General features: G+C 33.1%; 19 protein-coding genes and 1 tRNA gene. 9 read left to right on the top strand and 11 right to left on the bottom strand.

Annotated elements, in window-relative coordinates; genetic code table 11:
• The first annotated feature begins 2 nt into the window (after nt 1-2).
• The 4 genes from PHX18_00100 (at nt 3) to PHX18_00085 (ending at nt 2,453) form a co-directional block, all read left to right on the top strand.
• Nucleotides 3-554 carry an NUDIX hydrolase gene (locus PHX18_00100; GenBank protein MDD3593008.1) on the top strand — a complete coding sequence of 184 codons (552 nt, stop codon included), beginning with the start codon at nt 3-5 and terminating at the stop codon, nt 552-554.
• Nucleotides 538-1,341 carry a Cof-type HAD-IIB family hydrolase gene (locus tag PHX18_00095; protein MDD3593007.1) on the top strand — a complete coding sequence of 268 codons (804 nt, stop codon included), beginning with the start codon at nt 538-540 and terminating at the stop codon, nt 1,339-1,341. The genes PHX18_00100 and PHX18_00095 overlap by 17 nt, the downstream gene beginning before the upstream one ends.
• Nucleotides 1,342-1,413: 72 nt before the next feature.
• Nucleotides 1,414-1,884 carry a hypothetical protein gene (locus PHX18_00090; protein MDD3593006.1) on the top strand — a complete coding sequence of 157 codons (471 nt, stop codon included), beginning with the start codon at nt 1,414-1,416 and terminating at the stop codon, nt 1,882-1,884.
• Between the two features lie 104 nt (nt 1,885-1,988).
• Entirely contained in the window at nt 1,989-2,453 is a 465-nt protein-coding gene (locus tag PHX18_00085; protein MDD3593005.1) for a MarR family transcriptional regulator, read from the top strand.
• 53 nt (nt 2,454-2,506) lie between these two features.
• Here the strand turns inward: PHX18_00085 and PHX18_00080 are convergent, their stop codons facing one another.
• Entirely contained in the window at nt 2,507-3,301 is a 795-nt protein-coding gene (locus PHX18_00080) for a glycosyl hydrolase 108 family protein (protein ID MDD3593004.1), read from the bottom strand.
• Between the two features lie 334 nt (nt 3,302-3,635).
• Here PHX18_00080 and PHX18_00075 point away from each other — a divergent pair.
• Together PHX18_00075 and PHX18_00070 are read left to right on the top strand one after the other, a co-directional pair.
• Nucleotides 3,636-3,712, top strand: a tRNA-Met gene (locus PHX18_00075).
• A gap of 1,155 nt (nt 3,713-4,867) precedes the next feature.
• A complete protein-coding gene (locus tag PHX18_00070) occupies nt 4,868-5,683 on the top strand; it encodes a hypothetical protein (GenBank protein MDD3593003.1) in 816 nt (271 codons plus the stop codon).
• Between the two features lie 139 nt (nt 5,684-5,822).
• Here the strand turns inward: PHX18_00070 and PHX18_00065 are convergent, their stop codons facing one another.
• Both PHX18_00065 and dcm read right to left on the bottom strand, forming a co-directional pair.
• Nucleotides 5,823-6,194, bottom strand: coding sequence for a hypothetical protein (locus tag PHX18_00065; GenBank protein ID MDD3593002.1), 372 nt, complete (start codon nt 6,192-6,194; stop codon nt 5,823-5,825).
• A gap of 161 nt (nt 6,195-6,355) precedes the next feature.
• Entirely contained in the window at nt 6,356-7,630 is a 1,275-nt protein-coding gene (gene dcm, locus PHX18_00060; protein ID MDD3593001.1) for a DNA (cytosine-5-)-methyltransferase, read from the bottom strand.
• Between the two features lie 72 nt (nt 7,631-7,702).
• Between dcm and PHX18_00055 the strand changes: the two genes are divergently transcribed.
• Nucleotides 7,703-9,061 carry a Sau3AI family type II restriction endonuclease gene (locus PHX18_00055; GenBank protein ID MDD3593000.1) on the top strand — a complete coding sequence of 453 codons (1,359 nt, stop codon included), beginning with the start codon at nt 7,703-7,705 and terminating at the stop codon, nt 9,059-9,061.
• 21 nt (nt 9,062-9,082) lie between these two features.
• Here the strand turns inward: PHX18_00055 and PHX18_00050 are convergent, their stop codons facing one another.
• The 8 genes from PHX18_00050 to PHX18_00015 form a co-directional block, all read right to left on the bottom strand.
• Nucleotides 9,083-9,406 carry a hypothetical protein gene (locus PHX18_00050; protein ID MDD3592999.1) on the bottom strand — a complete coding sequence of 108 codons (324 nt, stop codon included), beginning with the start codon at nt 9,404-9,406 and terminating at the stop codon, nt 9,083-9,085.
• 56 nt (nt 9,407-9,462) lie between these two features.
• Complete coding sequence (locus tag PHX18_00045) at nt 9,463-9,786, bottom strand: DUF262 domain-containing protein (GenBank protein MDD3592998.1); 324 nt, start codon at nt 9,784-9,786, stop codon at nt 9,463-9,465.
• 85 nt (nt 9,787-9,871) lie between these two features.
• Nucleotides 9,872-10,285, bottom strand: a complete 414-nt coding sequence (locus PHX18_00040) for a helix-turn-helix transcriptional regulator (GenBank protein ID MDD3592997.1) — start codon at nt 10,283-10,285, stop codon at nt 9,872-9,874.
• Nucleotides 10,286-10,497: 212 nt separating this feature from the next.
• Nucleotides 10,498-11,718 carry a type II toxin-antitoxin system HipA family toxin gene (locus PHX18_00035; GenBank protein ID MDD3592996.1) on the bottom strand — a complete coding sequence of 407 codons (1,221 nt, stop codon included), beginning with the start codon at nt 11,716-11,718 and terminating at the stop codon, nt 10,498-10,500.
• A complete protein-coding gene (locus tag PHX18_00030; protein ID MDD3592995.1) occupies nt 11,708-11,911 on the bottom strand; it encodes a helix-turn-helix domain-containing protein in 204 nt (67 codons plus the stop codon). Before PHX18_00030 ends, PHX18_00035 begins: the two co-directional genes overlap by 11 nt.
• 334 nt (nt 11,912-12,245) lie before the next feature.
• Complete coding sequence (locus PHX18_00025) at nt 12,246-13,895, bottom strand: hypothetical protein (GenBank protein ID MDD3592994.1); 1,650 nt, start codon at nt 13,893-13,895, stop codon at nt 12,246-12,248.
• On the bottom strand, nt 13,855-14,577 hold the full coding sequence (locus PHX18_00020; protein ID MDD3592993.1) for an AAA family ATPase: 723 nt from the start codon (nt 14,575-14,577) through the stop codon (nt 13,855-13,857). Before PHX18_00020 ends, PHX18_00025 begins: the two co-directional genes overlap by 41 nt.
• A gap of 9 nt (nt 14,578-14,586) precedes the next feature.
• Nucleotides 14,587-16,641: a transposase family protein gene (locus tag PHX18_00015; GenBank protein MDD3592992.1), complete on the bottom strand. Its 2,055-nt coding sequence runs from the start codon at nt 16,639-16,641 to the stop codon at nt 14,587-14,589.
• A 255-nt stretch (nt 16,642-16,896) separates the two neighbouring features.
• Between PHX18_00015 and PHX18_00010 the strand changes: the two genes are divergently transcribed.
• Nucleotides 16,897-17,217: a helix-turn-helix transcriptional regulator gene (locus PHX18_00010; GenBank protein MDD3592991.1), complete on the top strand. Its 321-nt coding sequence runs from the start codon at nt 16,897-16,899 to the stop codon at nt 17,215-17,217.
• 9 nt (nt 17,218-17,226) lie between these two features.
• Nucleotides 17,227-18,462 (top strand): HipA domain-containing protein, encoded by a 1,236-nt coding sequence (locus PHX18_00005; GenBank protein MDD3592990.1) that lies wholly within the window; start codon nt 17,227-17,229, stop codon nt 18,460-18,462.
• The last annotated feature ends 421 nt before the right edge of the window (nt 18,463-18,883 follow it).

The following is an 18,883-nucleotide window of genomic DNA, read 5'->3' as shown; positions in this document are numbered from 1 at the left end:
TTATGTCTAAACTTGAAGAAAAAACTTTATCATCAAAAGAACTTCTGAAAGCTAAAATGCTCAGAGTCCGCTCTGATGATGTACTTATTTCTAACGGCAGAAAAAGTGTAAGAGAGGTTGTTGAGCTTGCTGAAGGGGTCGTGGCGGTTCCTTTTCTTAATAAGGAAACAATAGTTTTTATCAGACAGTACCGCTATCCCGTTTCTCAGGAAATTATTGAACTTCCGGCAGGAAAGCTTGAAGAGGGGGAAGACCCGTTTGATTGTATAAAAAGAGAACTTACCGAAGAAACAGGATACAGCGCTAAAGAATGGGAAAATCTGGGGTTTATTTTTACCACTCCGGGGGTTTGTAATGAAAAGCTGCATCTGTACATTGCACGGGATTTAGAGTATTTGCAGACAAACTTTGACGATGGTGAAGTTATTGAAACGTTTAATGTGAATATAAACCAGGTTGATGATATGATTAAATCAGGACAAATTAATGATGCGAAGACTATTTGTGCTATTTACAGGGCTATAGGCAGTATAAAAAATGAAAAAGAATATTAAATTAATTGTTTTGGATATTGACGGTACTATTGTAGGCAAAAGTACAAAACCCTCGGAACGAGTTAAAAAAGCTATTAAAAAAGTTACCCGGCAAGGTGTAAAGGTGGTTATTGCTACAGGAAGAATGTATGAGGCTACTTATCCTTTGCTTGAAGAATTGGGGCTTGATACCCCTTGCATCAATTATCAGGGTGCAGTTATCAGGGATAGAGATAAAATATATAGGGAAATTAAGTTGCCAAAAAATCTCGTAATGGAAGTTGCAAACGCGTTAAGACCTTTTGATGTACAAGTAAATCTCTATGCGGAAGGAAAATTAATTGTAGAAAAAGTTTATGATTGTTTGGCAAATTATATCGGCATCAGACATATTGGATATAAAAAAGTGGATAGGTTTGAAGATTTGCATGATGCTCATTTTGCTAAATTAGTTGCCATTGATGATAACAAGGATAAGGTTAGTGAAATAAGAGATATATTCGCCGAAAAATATAAAGGGGTTTTAAACGTTGTTAAATCAACTGATAATTACTGTGAATTTGTTGATATAGAAGCTTCTAAGGGGAAGTCAATAAAATTTTTGGCCGGAATGTGGGGGCTTAAAACAGATGAGATAATGGCTGCAGGTGATCAGGATAATGATATAGATATGATTGAAGCGGCAGGTTTTGGGGTGGCTATGGCTAACGGCAGCCCCGATATTAAAAAGAATGCTGATTTTATTGCGCCTGATGTTGAAGAAGACGGCATTGCACAGGTTATTGAAAAATTTGTTCTTAACGATTAATATACAAAGTAGCAAATTTTTTGCTTTTCCTATTTTTACATTAAGGAATAATATTTCATCTTGAGGTAATTTATGGTTGCGCCTATTTCTTTTTCCGGGAAAATGCTGCTTTATGAATGCAGGGATTCTGTTGATATTCAGGCTGATGATGCTGTTTATAACGCTTTGAACCGATTAAATACCATGACAAAATTTATTAAGCAAAAGTGTAAAGAAAGAAAAATTCCGTTTGAATTAGTGGACCAGGTTCAAATAACCGATGTTTTTGATAAAAATAATAATATGTTACCTGTTTCTGAATTGGCTCATAAAATAGCTACGCATGCCATATTTACGGGTGAGGATGCCGTACAAATTAACAAATTGTATGGTGATAAATCAGCAAGCGTTACAATTAAAGAGATTATTGACAGTATTAAAAATGAATATTCTTTTTCAAAGTTATATAATCCCCTTACACAAGGTTTCTTTGATTACGAAAAATGTATGCCTTTTTCTCTTTGGCAAAAAGTAAAAGCTTGCCTTAAAATGAAAGTTTTTTAAACGGATTTTAATTCCGCTATTGGTATATATAATTGACAATCATGCCTTAATTGTTTAATATATTTAATAATAACAGTAAGTTACTATTGGAAGGGGTTAAGGCGTTGAGTAATTTAGATAAATCGGTTGAGCTTGGTATTTGTTACGATATTAATAGAATTACTACAATGATTAGGTTATCGGTTTTACAGGCGTTGATGGCGTCACCTTTTAAAGATATAACTTTGGAACAGTACGAAGTTTTGTTTGTCCTGCTTAAAAATAACGGGGTTTATCAAAGACAGCTTGCTAAACTTTTGCTTAAAGACAGACCTAATGTTACAAGAATGCTTTCTATTCTTGAAGAAAAGAAATTTATTCGCAGAGAACAACAGGCAAGTAATAAAAAAGTTATTTATGTTTATATTACAGATTTAGGGCTGGAACGTGTTAAAGAAGTCGCTATTATTAAAAATAAACAGGTTCAGCAAATTCTTAAGAACTTTACGGAAAATGAACTTGCGCAATTTACGGGACTTGTTGATAAAATGAAGTCTAATCTCGCTAATTTATTTACTATACAGACGTAAAATTATTGATTAAACAATAAAATAGTTGGCTGAAACAGTTCGTTTGGAGTTGACTAAAAGTCACGAAGAGAATTTACTCTGGCAATCCATCCGTTTAAATATTTTGCATGTGCAGGGTTTGCTTTAACTATTGATTTATATTTTTCTATTCTAAGTTCCAAGAATTTATTGAAATCCCCGTTGCTTGCTTTAAGAATAGCTTTTCCTACAGAAACACCCATGTTAACAGAAGTGTCAAAAACAGCTAATGCTAATTTAGGGTCTTTTATTTTATCTGCACCCGAGGCTTTAAAGTACTCTTTGTAATAAATTTCTTCGACTTCTTTATCAGTTATTTGTGTTATTGGTTTGATTTCTTTTCCATTTTTGCGCAGATAAGCATGGTAAATATCTTGTCTGATGCCTTTATTGCTTCCACCGCCTTTGTCATTAGGGTTGTAGCCGCCTTCTTTTTTGAGAACGAAAGAAAGCGCTTGTTGGAAGTTTTTATCTGAACTTGCGCTATTGATTGTTTGAGTGGTATTTTGTGCTTTAGGTTTTATCGGAATAAGAAGTTTTTGTCCAATTTGTAGTTTGTCTGCACTTTTTTTATTAAGTCCGTTTGCCCGCATTAATTCCTTTAACTCTATACCATGTCTAGCAGCTATTTTAGTTAATGTGTCGCCTTTTTTTACAGTGTGTTCGGAAAATTCAGGTTCTGCAGGTAGTGTTTCCGGTTTTGTTTTAGATTCTGTGCCTGAGAAAATTGATGGAGCCCCAGTTCCAGATGCAGCTACAGCCCTAGATTTAGCTGTAGGTACAGGCATAACTACAGGTTCAGCTACAGGTTTAATTGTTATTTCGCTCATTAAAGGTTCCCTATAATTCTCATACTTTAATAAAGAGTTTTTATCCCGGAAAATTGCGTAGTTTAGCAAATGCTTGAAATTAATATCTTTTTGTGTGATTATAAGATAGAATTGAAAAAAGAATAAAGTTATAACGCGGAGTACTCTGCCGAACAAAACGATTAAGTATCGTTTTGTGAGAGGTAAGTCTGGAAGACTGCTCCGAGGTTCTTGAAAATCAAATAAATGTTATAACGCGGAGTACTCTGCCGAACAAAACGATTAAGTATCGTTTTGTGAGAGGTAAGTCTGGAAGACTGCTCCGAGGTTCTTGAAAATTAAATAAATGTTATAACGCGGAGTGGAGCAGTCTGGTAGCTCGTCGGGCTCATAACCCGAAGGTCGTAGGTTCAAATCCTGCCTCCGCAACCAATTATAATAAGGCTTTTGAGAAATCGAAAGCCTTATTTTTTTGAAATTACCCCTAATTTTACCCATAGTTATTTGACTATATCTGAATACTTATAAATTGCCAAGTTTCTTTTACTTCATCGGTAGCTTCTTTATATTCTTGAATAAGTAATACTTTTAAAGTCATTTCTTTGTATAATTTGTATAATTTGACAGACAGAATGGAAAATGTGACAAGTAGAATGGAAAAATTTTAATTTTGCGAAAATCAAGTCGGATATAATTTGACAGACAGAATGGAAAATGTGACAAGTAGAATGGAAAAATTTTAATTTTGCGACAATCAAGTCGGAAGATTTTCCAAACTGATTGTCAGACATTTAGAATGAACCTGATAAAAACTACAAAACTGTCTGATAAATATTTAAGTTATAATTATAATTTGACAGACAGAATGGAAAATGTGACAAGTAGAATGGAAAAATTTTAATTTTGAGAAAATCAAGTGGGAAGATTTTCCAAACTGATTGTCAGACATTCAGAATGAACCTGATAAGAACTACAAAACTGACTGATAATTTTTCAAGAAAATATGTTGAAGTCTTAATATAAAAATCTATAATTAAATTACATTTTGAAGTAAAAGACCATTTTGCTGACGTCAGCAAAACGTTCTTTCGTAGCAATATCATCCAAATATCAATTTTTCGCGGCCTTCAAATTCCTTCGGAATTTTCAGCCCGCCACCACCAAAGGTGTTGCAGGCGCTTTAAATCCGGAAGTGAGCCCTGGCGAACTTCTCCTAGGAGAAGTTACGAAAAAGTTAATGCTGAGCTTGAGTGCTTGGACTCAAAGCGAGGCAAGACTTTTTCAAAAACTATTCTATAATCAGACATATGGTTTGATAATAATATTCCATAAAAAATATGTCCGCATTTCTTTCTCTTCTTTCGTTCCCAGCCCATGTCGCACTTTGAGAAAAACCCTTACGGGGGGAATGGGGGGAGTATACCTTACATATATAATCAAGTGGGAAGATTTTCCAAACTGATTGTCAAACATTCAGAATGAACCTGATAAGAACTACTGTAAAGTGACATAGAGAATGAGAAAAAGTGACAGGGCAAATTGAGAAATTTATAATTATATATTATTAATTCAATGTATAATTAAGTTATGAAAAGATATAGACTTGTTAATTATTTTTTTGATTTCAGAAGAAATAGCTTAGATTTGGATGATACAGTTAATAGCATCATCCAAGATTTTGGTGAAAACAATGTTGAAGAAAAACTTCAAAACTTAAAAGACTTAAAAAAAGCTCCAATATTAATTTCATCTGAAGAAAATCTTCTATATGGCCAAATATACAAAACCTTTGTTTTTGGGAATTATTATACTGCATGGGTTGGTGCTTGCACCCTTGGGGAGAGAATTTTAAATGAATTTATGTTTAAACTGAGAGATTACTATAAAGCACAAGCAAAAGATCTTTTTAACACAAAAGAGATTAAAACAATTTATAATAAACAATCCTGTGATGATTGGAGTTTTATGATAAAAGTTTTGAAAAAATGGGAATTCATTGACAATCAAGATATTTGGACCTGCTTTGAAAAATTAAAAAAGCTTCGTACTGAATCGGTACACTATAATAAAAGTATATTTAACAATGGAAGAGAAAAAGCATTACAAGCCGTAAATTTAATACATGAGATAATAGATTATTTTTTTACCGCACTTGGGTTTCGTCCGTGGTTTATTGAAAATCCTCCAGGTATAAAGAATTTTGTATGCAAAGAATATCAAAATAATCCATTTGTGAAAGAATTTATTATTCCTCATTGTTTATATTTGGGCTATAAACATAAATGTATAAATTTACTTGAAGGCAAATTTGAAGATTTTTCTGACTATCCTAGCATTGAACTATCAGATGAAGAATATTTCTTATCATTTAAAAAACAAGAGCTTGTAATATTGGATAAATAAGTTTTTATTGCAATGAAAACCGTAATAAATTTAATAATAGATGTTATGACTGCAATAAGATTTTCAAATCCTTGCGACACATTTCGTGAATATTAAAATTAATCATGTTTTGCCTTTCTTTTATATCTGACTTTTATTTTCAAAATCCAACTTTGGCACGAACGGCTTTATTAGTATTTATATCAATATTCTTTTGTAAATATTGTTCAATATAATCTTTTAAAGCCATTAATATTGTTAAACACCTATTTGTTTCGTCGAATGAATTTAGTTTATGTTTTTCCTTAAAGGAGTCGTAAGATTTTGAAAATAGTTGATTCATTCCTAAAAAAATATCAATATCTGCTTTCCATCTTGTAAACAATTCAGAATTTACCCTATAGCCTTCGGCATTTATATTAACGACAACTACCCCCGAAAAATTATCATTGACATTATAATATTCTTTGGTTTTCAGAATTTGCTTCCCTGTCTCAATAAGTTTATTTAAATGATTTATCGTCATTTCCATCTTTGGCTCCTTTTTGTGTTTTGTGTAACTTCATTTCCTAATTATAGCATATTAAGAGTTTACCCATCTGAAATCATTATAAAATAATGATTTTGGGCAATATTATGAAAATTACAAGCATGGCTTTTTGAATGCTTTTTGGGGGTTAATTTATAATCTTTTTAGACTTGTGCCAAAACTTTACTTTCGACTGGAAGTGAAATAACTTTTTCGCTGTTAATAATATTTAGGAGGTTACTACCTATTCTTTCAATTATAGGAACAACAAGTGCATTGCCCATTACAAAATATCTAAATTTCTCAGGCATTCCTGTGTTTGTCCAATCATCAGGGAATCCGTTAAGTCTTTCACATTCAATAGGCGTAAGCAGCCTCATTTTTTTAGTTTTATAATCAACAATAACATGTGTGCTTCTGTTTAAAGAAGATTCACTTGTAAGCATTGTTCTGCTTGGCATATTCATGTGATCAGGGAAAGCCATAGACCCTTCAGTATAAAAATATTTTTCCCCGTTAGGTTTGACTCTCGGTTCACGCTTTGAACCTTTCAAATACTGCCATTTTTCTGTGCTACCATTTAAGAAAAATCTGGCATCAACTTCAAATTTAAGACAAATATCATTAAGTGTTATCGGCGATTGCATAATTGGTGTCGTTTCAATCGTGTGAATTTTGCCCTCAATGCAAATTCCTGTATTGCAAAATTGCATGTTAAATTTTTCAGATACAGAAACTAGCGATGCATATTTTTTCTTCGAAATATCGCAAACGCTTATTTCATTTTCTGAAATTATATTTTTATCAACTTTGAATTCAGAAGCAAAAAATCCACATTCAGTTAATACTTTAAATTTAGGTGTTTGTAATAATTTATTATAAAAAGAAGCTGATTCATGTACTGCAAAAATAAATGTACGGCGTCTTCTTTGAGCACAACCGTATTCTGCAGCATTTATAACTCGCCATTCAATAGCATAACCTAAGTCTGTTAGACCTCTAAGTATTATCCCGAAATCTCTTCCACGTTGTGCAGCAGGAGATTTAAGCAATCTATCAACGTTTTCAAGCAAAATATATTGGGGACGTTTCTTTTCAGCAATATCAACAATATCCCACCATAGAGCCCCTTTTTTGCCGTTAATTCCCTTTGCACCTGTTTTAGCAACAGAATAATCTTGACAAGGGAAACCGCCTACGAGCAGGTCGTGGTTGGGAACATCATCTTTAACCAAAGAAATATTTTTATTTATACAATTATGATTTTCTCCAAAGCGTGTTTTATAACAATCATAAGCATATTGTGTAATTCGTCCAGGCTCCCATTGATTGGCCCAAACGGTTTCAAAAACATCAGAAGTCCGCTCAAATCCGAGCCTAAAGCCTCCGACACCGGCAAATAATTCAACAATTCTGATTTTATTCTTTTCTTGCACCATGTTAATTTTGATTAAAAATCCTATTTTCTCCTACTCAATTATGTTACCATACATGGGGTGAAGGTGGCATAAATGCAAGAAAAAAGTTACAAAACAACAACAGATTTATTGACGAGAGCAAAAGAAGCAATTGATATTCCTTTCGGCTCAATTGATAGTACAGGGAGACTTGCTACAGGCAAAAACAAAGGCAATGTCGGTCAAATGTTTGAAGAATGTTGGTTTGGAAGAAAAGTTAATTCACGCCCGGAAGCTGATTTTAAAGAATTGGGTGTTGAGCTTAAAGTTACACCGTTTATAAAAAATAAATCAGGAAAGAAAACTGCGAAAGAGCGTTTAGTCCTCAATGTTATTGATTATATGGCAGAAGTAAAGGTAAGCTTTGAAACAAGTCATTTTTGGGCGAAAAATCAAAAAATATTGTTGATGTATTATGAATACCTCAAAGACCTTGAAGTCAAAGATTTCAAAGTACTTTCAGCCATTCTTTTTGAATATCCTGAAAAAGATTTGATAATTATAAAACAAGATTGGCAAAAAATTGTTCAAAAAATCAGAGATGGAAAAGCTCATGAACTTTCCGAAGGTGATACATTGTATCTTGGGGCTTGTCGTAAAGGTGCCGGCGGTGATAAAGATTTAAGAAATCAACCATGTTGCGATATAAAAGCAAATCAAAGAGCTTTCTGCCTAAAACAGTCCTATATGACTTATGTCCTAAATAATTATGCATTTGGTGAAAAGCCCGAAGAAACATTGATTAGCGATGAAAAAACTCTTGCTCAAGTTGGATTTGAAGAATACATTGAAAATAAACTCCGTCCATATTATGGAAGAACTCAAGATTCATTGATTAAAGAATTTAATCTTAATCCAAAGATGAAACAGGTTAACGAAAGGATTGTTGCTGCTATCCTTGGAGTTAAGGGAAGTATTGCAAAAACAGAAGAATTTATAAAAGCAAATATTGCTCCGAAAACTATCCGAATAGAAAGCAATAATACTGTAAAAGAAAGTATGTCTTTCCCGACATTTAAATTTAAAGAAATTATCGAAGAGACTTGGGAAGATTCCTATATGTACAATTTGTTTTCACAAACGAAATTTATGTTCATTATTTTTAAGTTTGATAAAACAGGGGTTTTGATTTTTGAGCGAGTTATGTTTTGGAATATGCCCGTCTCAGATTTGGAAGAAGTTAAAAAAGTCTGGGAAGAAACTGTAAAGGTTATAAAAGACGGAATTAAAATTACGACAAAAAGTGGCAAGGATTACAATAATCTACCGGGAATGACTTTTAATGAAGTATCTCACGTCCGTCCCCATGGGCAAGATAAAAACGATTGTTACGAGCTGCCAAATGGAAAACCTTTTACAAAACAATGTTTTTGGCTGACAAATAAATATATTTTGAAGCAAGTGTTAAATTAATTCGTATCTTATTTACAGAAATCATGCCAATTCCTTTTGAATTATGTTTTTCAATTGCTCTGCTTTTAGTGGGATTTTCAAAATTAAATCTTGAACTATTGATTGAATTTTTTCTAATTCTTTCTTAGAACTTTCAGAAATTTCAGCACTTTTTTTATTCCCTGGGTCATTCAGTGTTATTAAGAAACGATTAATTAACCAATAAATACTGTTAAAATCATTTAATGCAGTTGATAATTCAACATCAGAAGTTATATTTTTTCGAAGTTTATCAATTTCGTTCAATAAAATTGGGATTTCGTTGTATGAAGGATTTAATCTTTTAAATACATCATCAAATTTCAATATAACATCATATAATTCTTGTAATTTATCTAATTTAACTTTCTCTTTATAGTATTTTAAGTTTTGCTGCCATCAATTACAGAATATGTAACATCTTCTTCTTCTGCTAAAAACACAGTAGGGATAGGAATGTTTAATAATAAAGACTCGATAAATTTGGAGGCTTTATCGTTTTGCCATCGGTACATTCGTTGGTATTCTGGGCCCAATTGAATATCTCCCGATTTAATTTGTTCCACCACTGTAGATACGCTCATATCATAAGGTTGTGTTATTAGTTTTCGATCTTCATTATTATATGGTGATGACTTTTCTTCATTTTCAATTTGTTTTTCTATTTCGTCTGTTTCTAATGATAACTGATTGTATTCTTCATTCATTTTTGTAATCCTCTATATTATGTTATTCAACTTCAAATATTCTCTAAATCGCTTTGATCATAGCCACCAAATTTAATATGTATTATCAATACCTATCTTTTTTCCCGCCTGACCAGATGACTTTGCCGATGATTTTAAAGTGTTCGGTTTCTAAGTCTACTGTGAAAGGGGAGTATTCTTGGTTTTTGCTCACTACCTGAACTTTATTTCCAGGGATTCTTTGCAGGAGTTTAACGTATAATTTGTCATCAATACTCACAACATAAGTTCCGTCATTTGATAAATCATTCATCGAATCATTTACGATAATCAAGTCACCGTCATTGATTTCGCCAGCCATTGAATTACCTTTTACGGTGAAAACCATAAGATGTTTTGACGATGCAACAGTGATATCCGTAAGCCATTTTTTCGCAAAAGCAATGAAATCTTTTGTCATTTCTCGTTCTTGAATTAACGCACCGTAGCCTGCCGATGCAGCCATATTTATTAAAGGCAAAAATACCATTTGCGATAAATCAACATTATATGGTACAGCCGCCGCAGAAAAAGAATTTAAAACAGATATCGACAGACTGAAAAAATATGTTAAAGAAATTTTGTTTTAAAAGTTTTTAAATTCCATTTTAAAAACCTTTAAGTTTACCGTACGGGAATATTTTAGGGGTTTGAGTGAAATTCATCGCTTATTATTACTGAACGGGAATAATGCTAAACTGATAATTTTGACTGAACTCTTAGGCAATTTTTTGTAACAAATTCTAAAATTCCATACCCTATTTCAAGATTAACATTTTTTACTATTTTTTCAAGCTCAATAGGTAGCTTTTTTGATTGCTTTGATAGAGTTCCTTCTACAAAGCTTGGATTAATATCAAGTTGTTTTGCAAAAGTACGCCAATCTTTAATTGTTACTTTATTTATAATATTTGTTTTACCGATTTTCATCGCCATAAATGAATCTAACTCTTCATATATAGAAGTGCATAAAACATCATAAATTGGCGTTAATTCAAGATCTCCATTTTCTTTATATAACACCGAAAAGTTCTTGCCATGCGCATCGCAATTGCCTATTAAATAATTAAAAATAACATACTCAACAAACTGGGCTTTACTTATTGCTGGTCTTGAGAGCATCATCAACACTTTTTCGCAGTCTTTAATAGTTACGTCATATTTATTATCTGACCATACTCCTAATGATTGCGTGAAGTCTTCTTGTTGAAGTCGTTTTATTTTGTTTCCTTGGATAACCCTATCATATCGTTCTATTAAAAAGAATTCAGTTGAGTTAATTTTTTTCATTTCTACATTCGGCGCTAAAAGTCCGCAAGCCTTTGCAGCCTTCATACAAATATATTCATTAGCAACAGTTTGCTTAAATTCTTTCATTGCAGGTTTTAAAATATGAGTGGTCGGGCTTCCTTCTTTAGCAAGCGCAATTTTACCATTAATTATACTAACAGCAGTTTTTTGTTGAGCACCGGCTAAGGATAATTTTCTACCGGAAGATAAAGGTTTTCTAGGTAAACTTAAAATATGTTCTTCTAGCTCGTCCTCAGATAAAACATCACCATCAATCAATAAATCTTTTTCATCGCGCTCAGCTTCTTCAATTCCATGGAACGAGACTGCACCGGCGCAATCTTTTCCTATTGCTCCGAGCATTGCAAAATCATTATTGGCATTAATTTTATTTTGCATTCCAATAATTTTTCTTATATCTGCACTTTCAGGTAACAAGCCTCCGAAATAACCCTTGCAAGCTTTTTCAGAATATGCTGTCGTTTTAATCGGCAGGCTTAAAGATAAAGGAACTGTCGCATCTTCATTATATTTAAAACGCATTTTGCCTAAGCGTTCTTCAAGAATGCCGACTTCTTTTCCGTATAATCTTACCGATAATTTTCTAACTCTATTATTCGCCACTTAATTTTATTCCAAGCCCGACTACTACTTTTAATATTTTATCTATCTGACAAGTCGGTTTTGCCTTTTCTAAATCGATTATAAAACGTGTTCCAACACCGCAGAGCTGTGCCAATTTTACTTGTGTTAAATCTTGCTTAATTCTTGCTTCTTTGATAATTTGTGCAATATCTTCAACTTTTTTTATAATCATTGGCTATTCCTTTGAAATTACAAGGATTTTAACCTTGTTACCGTACAGTAACATTGTAACCGATTTTATTAAAAAGTCAAGTGAATATTCCCGAACGGGATGTATGGATAAGAAATATTTAAATCAAAAAAGTCGTGCGTAAAATGCAGCTCATGTTGCAAAAAGTCGTGCAGAAAAATGTATTTTGATTAATTTTTCAAGTAGCATATTTCCCGAATCTCAATTCGGGCTACCACCACTGCCCCTAAATTTTAATATAAAGTTGAAAAGGGTCTACTGGGTTATTTTTTGTTCGATTAGTTTTGAAGTTTTTTACATAAAAGTGCCATACTTTTTATGTAAAAAGTTGGGAGATAAAATCAAATTTCTCCAAAGCTTTTTCATCAATAAAGGTACCGTATTTTTTAATAAATTCATCCGTGCTTGCTAACCCGATTTGCTTTGTGATTAAGTTCAGAGGAATATTGTTCCGTATTAAATTATTAATACTGCTGTTTTGTAGGTCAAGAAAGGTTATATTCCTATTTGATAACTTTTTTAGCTCAGCATCAGTAATTTTTTTAAATTTTTCAAAATCCTTTGATGTCAGCATTTTTAAGATTTTTCTTAATGATTGTGGAATAAAAATTTCTCTTATTTGGTATTTGGTTCGATATTTTTGCACCCCATTAATTCCCAAAATCTTACTTATAGCGATTTTATTTGATTTTAAATCTATATCCTCGGCAGTTAAAGCCTTTACTTCGGGCAAAGATAGCCCCAAGCAGAAGATTAAGAGCAATGGGGTATATAGATCGGAGTTTTTTGCTTTATTCAGCAATTCTGCCATTTCTTCTGCATTCAAAATCAAAAGAGTATTTACCACCTGGGGATCATTGTAATAATTTTTGACTTTGACTTTTGAATATCTGGAGACTAACTTCTGCATGAGATTTAAAAACATTGAAATACTCGCAGGACGATAACCTTCTGAAGTTTTTTGAATTTTGAATTTTTCAATAATATCATCAGTAATATCAGCCAAATCTATATCCTTAAAAAAGGGCAGTAGATGCTTGTTAAGGACCGATTGAATATTCTTCTGTCCTGCGTCAGTGATTGAATAGTAGTTATCAGATTTAAGAAACAATTCACTTGCCTGAAGCAGGTTTTTACAGTTCATAAATTCAATATTTTTCGTTTTTTGAATCTTCTTTTTTTGAACACCATCCTTCTGTTCTTCCAAAAACTCTTCAGGGAGAAAAAGATACTTTGTGCGAATTTGTCTTATTTCTTCAAGTGAAAAATCTTTGAGCAATCTTCTTTTAAAAGTATTTTCTGTTGGAATAATTATTCTATCTCCAAATACTCCTTGTTCTTTCATTAGCTTTAAACAGCTTGCTAGACTTCTACTATCAGGAGTAAGGTATAATTTTTTAAATATTGCGTATTCTTCATCCGTGGTGGCCAATGGAATTTTACTGCTGTAATCTGGAATTATTCCAGCAATGCCATATCTTGCATAATCTCTTTTCGCCCTCATGAAAGAAGAGTAGCTTACCTTGTAGCCAGGGTTATTTTCTGCAAAATTCTTCAAGAATAATTGCAATGCCTTACCGCCCAAACCTCCTGCGGCTTTCATTAAAGTAAGATATTTGAAAACGAATTTTTTTGCATAATCAGGTATTGAATTAAATTGCTCAATTTCTTTTTCATTCCTGAAAACTTTTTCTTTTTTGGGGATTTCAGTTGAAAAAGCTCTCAAGTCCCTTTTTATCGAATTATATTTTTTTAATTTATTTTTCTTTTTACTTTTTTTATGTGCTTCAGCAATTAAAGGAAGAATATAGACATATTCATCGCCGACTTTTTTAATGATTTCTTCAGAAATAAGATTCTGAAGAATTTTCTCTAATTCGCCTTCTTCAAGTTCTGAAAGAATTAAAAGTTCATCAAATTTTAACTTAGTTTGACGCTTCAATAGCTTCGCTATCTGTTGTTTCATCTTTAACCACCTCCTTAAGAATAATTTCGTCAATTGTAGTCAGTCCGTTAGCCTTTGCCAAAATCTCAGCTTTATTTATAATTTTCACAATTTGCCTGAAACGATTTGTTTTTGAATGAATAAATTTTATGGCACAGTCGGTGAGTTCAACCTCTGCAAGTTCTTTTAAAATTTGATTTAAATCACCTTTTGTAAAAGGTTCAAATCTAACTATTTCAGATATTCTGTCATAGAGGTGTTTGTAGCGAATCAAACGAGTGTTTGCTTGTGCCATACCGACAAGAACAACCGGGACATTAGTTTTATCGTGAATATCCCTTATAGTTTCAATCACATTATGTTCACTTGTCAGGTAATCAATCTCATCAAAAATAATTATCCGAGGTTCGTTTATAAGTTTTTGAACAATCAGTTTGAAACTCTCTGCCGTTGAATAATAAGGCATTTCCCCAAGCTCTTCTACTACTTCTGATAAAAGCCACCGCACTGACATCAAGTTACTGCACCTGACGACAATTGCATCATTTTTCATTGCCCACCAGTTTACGGCTTGAGTTTTTCCAAGCCCTGGTTCACCATACAAAAGCCCCATCCCTGGGACCCCATCAGCCCTTTGCTGTAAGTTATTCATCATAGTGATAAAGTTTTTTACATTTTTAGTTTTTACAAAAACTCGTTTCATTTTACCTCCTTATATTTCATATATTTCTTTGTACTCTTCTGATTTTATATAGCTAGCAAGCCAAGTTCTGTCGTCCTGCGATATACAACCGTATTTCATATGCCAATCGTATCTTTCAAAATTTGATTTAAATATCGGGCGAGCAACAATTGAAGTTTTTACTTTTGGGATTAATTTTGTTTCCGTTGCAACTTTTTTAGGCAAGTTTAAATTATCCTTAATAAGCATTTTATTAACCAATTCCTTTTCGATAAGTTCAAGGTCATCAAGTTTGAAATGTTCTTTGACTGCTTTTATAGTTTTTCTTCTAAGCTTTTGTTGCTTTTCGATTTTGTGTTTAAAATCTTCAATGTCATTGATATCGCCCATCTGTACTGCGAGCGGATGGGTTTCTGTTACCCTGTCGGCTCGGCAGATAAATTCACCTTTTATTGAATAAACTTTTATATATCTCAAATTTGATAAACTGTATTTGATAATGGCTTGCCCCTTGACTCCGTAAAGAGCCTCATCGAAGTAATCTGCTTTTAAGAACCTGATACCGTTTCTGCCGATGTGTTTAACCTCTTGTGCCAACATTAAATCATCAAGCTGTTTCTCGCATATGTTTTGCTTTTCCACATCATCAAGCACTTCTTGAATTGTTTTACCTTCAGCGTTGGTGCAGGGCTGTGCGTGTTTATACTTTAACCATTCGTTTATTAACCCCATTGCCTGCTCAATAGTCGGAATAAAATGGTTCTTTTCGTGCAGTGCCCTGTGTAATTTTTCATTCCTTTTCATGTAAGCAGGTTTATTCTCGATGCTTGTGCCTATATAACTTGGCATAAGTTTTTCAAACCCCTCTTGAAAATCGAGGAAGAATCTTTCAATTACTTTTGCTCTGGCGTTGTAAGGAACAGCGTAAACAGGTTTTATTCCTAACTTTTGATAAATCCCTGTAAATCCTAATTCTTCAAACTTTTTGTCCCCATTAAAAAACTTGCTTTTAAAGGCTCTGCCGTTATCCTGATAAACAAAATCTGGAACGTGGTCCAAATTCAATATTGCGTTTCGAAGTGCTGATGCAATATTTTGGGTACATTCTTCGAGCATTATATCGTAGCCGACAAGCCCTCCCGATTTCCAGTCTAAAAAGCCGAGCAGTGTTGCTCGGCAAGGTCTTCCTGTGAATGGGTTTATAACTTGGAAATTCAGTGTGTGTCCATCGGCAATTAAAACTTGCCCCGTTTTTAAAAGGCTTGCGTTTCGGACGATATAGGGTTCAACTTTATCTTTTAGTGCTTTTTGACCTTCTCTGGCGAGTATCCATTTGTCGTAATTTGCATCTCTGAACCACTCTGCGTATCTTCTGAAAGTTACATCTTTTGGTAGAATTTCATAGCCTCGCTCTGACAATATATGTTTTGTGAGGCTTATGGATTTTCCTATAGAAAATGAATTAGGGGATAAAAGTATTTTTAAAAATATTTTGACTTGTTCTTCATTTAATGATGTGTTGTATTCTTTGCTTGTTGAATATTTGTACTGTCCGACTAAAGCCGTCCAATCATCACTGAATTTAATCAGCGACCGCCATCTGTATAATGAGCCAAATGATATTCTACCCAAGGTTTTAAAAATGTTTTCGTGAAGAATTCCTGTGTTGTATAGTTCAACGAATTTCTTGTCGGAGTTAGCTTTTTCAATTTTATTCTTTTTGTAACTTCTTCTAAACTCAAGCCAGCACATTACTATATCGTATTTTGCAAGTGCTCTTTGTTTTTGAACTTGGGAGATTAATTTTTCCTGCTTAATATTTAAATTTTGTAATTCTATAATTTCGCCATCTACATAAGTTAAATCGTTATAATATTCTTTAATGTATTTAATTTGATATTCTTCCTCGAGTGAACTCAGTTTAATTTTATATGTTTTTCCGCCTCTGACTTTTTCAACCTTGTATTCGTATTTGTCTTGATTGAGCGAAAGTCGAATTCCTCGCTTGCTGATATTTTTCAACTTTGCAACCGTCTCAACATCAAGCCAAGTGTTTTCTGTATTAATATTATTAATGTTTGCCATATCTTGATTCCTCAACTTGGTTGCTCGCATTAAACGGCGTTTCGGTCTCGGACTACTCCGAGCCCTTCAGCCTCTGCTCGCAATCCGCTTGTTGTGAATGATAAATCGTTCATTCTCAAATTGGAACCGATTTGGGGGAAGTGTGTTCTTTCTGAAACAATAAAATTCATGTTAAATCTTTTATCAGTGTACTTGAAATAAAACCCATTATAGTGTATATTAAATAATATAATAACCACCATAAAGGGGTTTAAAATGAAAAAGACAACAGTTATTCCAATCCCTGTACAAAAAGCTTTAAAAACATTCGGCGCTAATTTAAAAGAAGCAAGAATAAAGCGCCGACTCACGATGAAGCTTGTCGCAGAACGTGCAGGTATAAAAACAGACACTTTATCTAAAGTTGAAAAGGGAAGTGTAACTGTTTCAATGGGTATTTATGCAAAAGTTTTATTTGTATTAGGTTTAGTAGAAAATATTTATGAAATTGCAAACCCCGACAAAGACGAAGTAGGGAAAATATTAGAAAGTGAAAACTTGCCCAAAAGGGTTCGTTATAAAAAACAAGAAAGCTGATGATTAACTATGGCTGATAAAAAAGTATTTGTATATATAAATATAAAAGGCGAAGATTTTTTCGTTGGCGAAATGTGGTCCCATTTTAAGAATGGCAAAGAAACGTCTACATTTGAATATGCAAATGAATGGTTAGCCAGAAAAGAATCATTTTCTCTTGAGCCTAATTTGTTTTTAGGCAAAGGGAAACAAACCACAAGGCAAGGGATAAAAATATTCGGTGCATTTGGAGATTCTGCTCCTGATACTTGGGGGCGAATTTTAATGCGAAGATATGAGTCTAAACTTGCAAAAGAAGAAGGTCGCGCATCTAAAACACTAAATGAAATTGATTATTTACTTGGGGTAAATGATTTAACAAGACAAGGTGCTTTAAGATTTAAAGATGCTGCGAGTGGCGAATTTTTAACAACAAAAAATGCCGACCCGATACCGCCATTGGTTGATATAAAAAAATTATTGGCGGCGGCGGAGAATATTGAAAATGACAATGAAAATTTTGAGGACATAAAACTTTTGCTTGCACCGGGTTCTTCTTTAGGTGGGGCAAGACCTAAAGCATCAGTTATTGATAAGCAAGGGAATCTTTGCATTGCGAAATTCCCCAAAAGCAGCGACACTCACAATTTAGTTTTATGGGAGGCAGTTGCACTAACTTTGGCAAAAAAGGCAGGGCTCAATACTCAAGAATGGAACTTAGAAAAAATCAGTAATAAAGACGTGATAATAATGAAAAGATTCGATAGAATCGGACAGATAAGAATCCCGTTCTTATCAGCTATGAGCATGTTAAATGCAATTGATAATGACGAAAGACATTATAGCTATTTGGAGATTGCAGATGTAATAAGAATGAATGGTTCTAATCCAAAAGCAGACTTAAAAGAATTATGGAAGAGAATAGTCTTTTCTATAATGATTTCAAATACTGACGATCACTTGAGAAATCACGGGTTTTTATATGACTCAGAAATGGGATGGAGGTTGTCCCCTGTTTATGACATCAACCCTAATCCTCAAAGTGCCGGGACTTTAACAACATTTATTTCAGAAAATGATAATTCTGCAAATATCGATTCCGCACTTGATGTTGCTTATTATTTTGATATAAAAGATGATGAAGCAAATGCGATTGTAAAAGAAATGCAGGTTCTAGTAAACGATTGGGAAAACATTGCAAAGTCATTTGGCATAAAGCGTTCTGAAATAGAACAAATGCGAAATGCTTTTAAATTCTCCGATTAATAATTAATTAAAACATTTGACTATTTTTTAAATTTACCGCTCGGTAATATTTGCATAAAAAGCCACAAAAACGATTTAATATTTCCCGTACGGTAAAATTATCATTTTATCCAAAATTAGGGGGAAGGCTAAAGATTTGTGTCCAAATTTAAACGAATATTTCGTTCTTCGATTACCTGATTTTTGATTTTTCGATTACCTGAGCATATTTATTTTTCATTTTGAAATGAATTTCAAGAAATCGGGCAAAAATTCGCACAAAAACTTCCTACTTAAAGGGTTTGAAGTTATATGATATAAATAACAGACAGAATGAGAATTCTCATTTTAGGTAATCGAAACAAGAGGGAAGTTACTTCCTCGTTTAAAAGCGGAAAAGGGCATTTTAAAAGCTTTGTAAACACTTCCTACTTTAAGGGGA

It is taken from the genome of Candidatus Gastranaerophilales bacterium (genome assembly GCA_028696075.1).
Taxonomy (GTDB): domain Bacteria; phylum Cyanobacteriota; class Vampirovibrionia; order Gastranaerophilales; family JAILCC01; genus JAQVHS01.
This window is presented reverse-complemented; position numbering and strand designations above follow the sequence as displayed.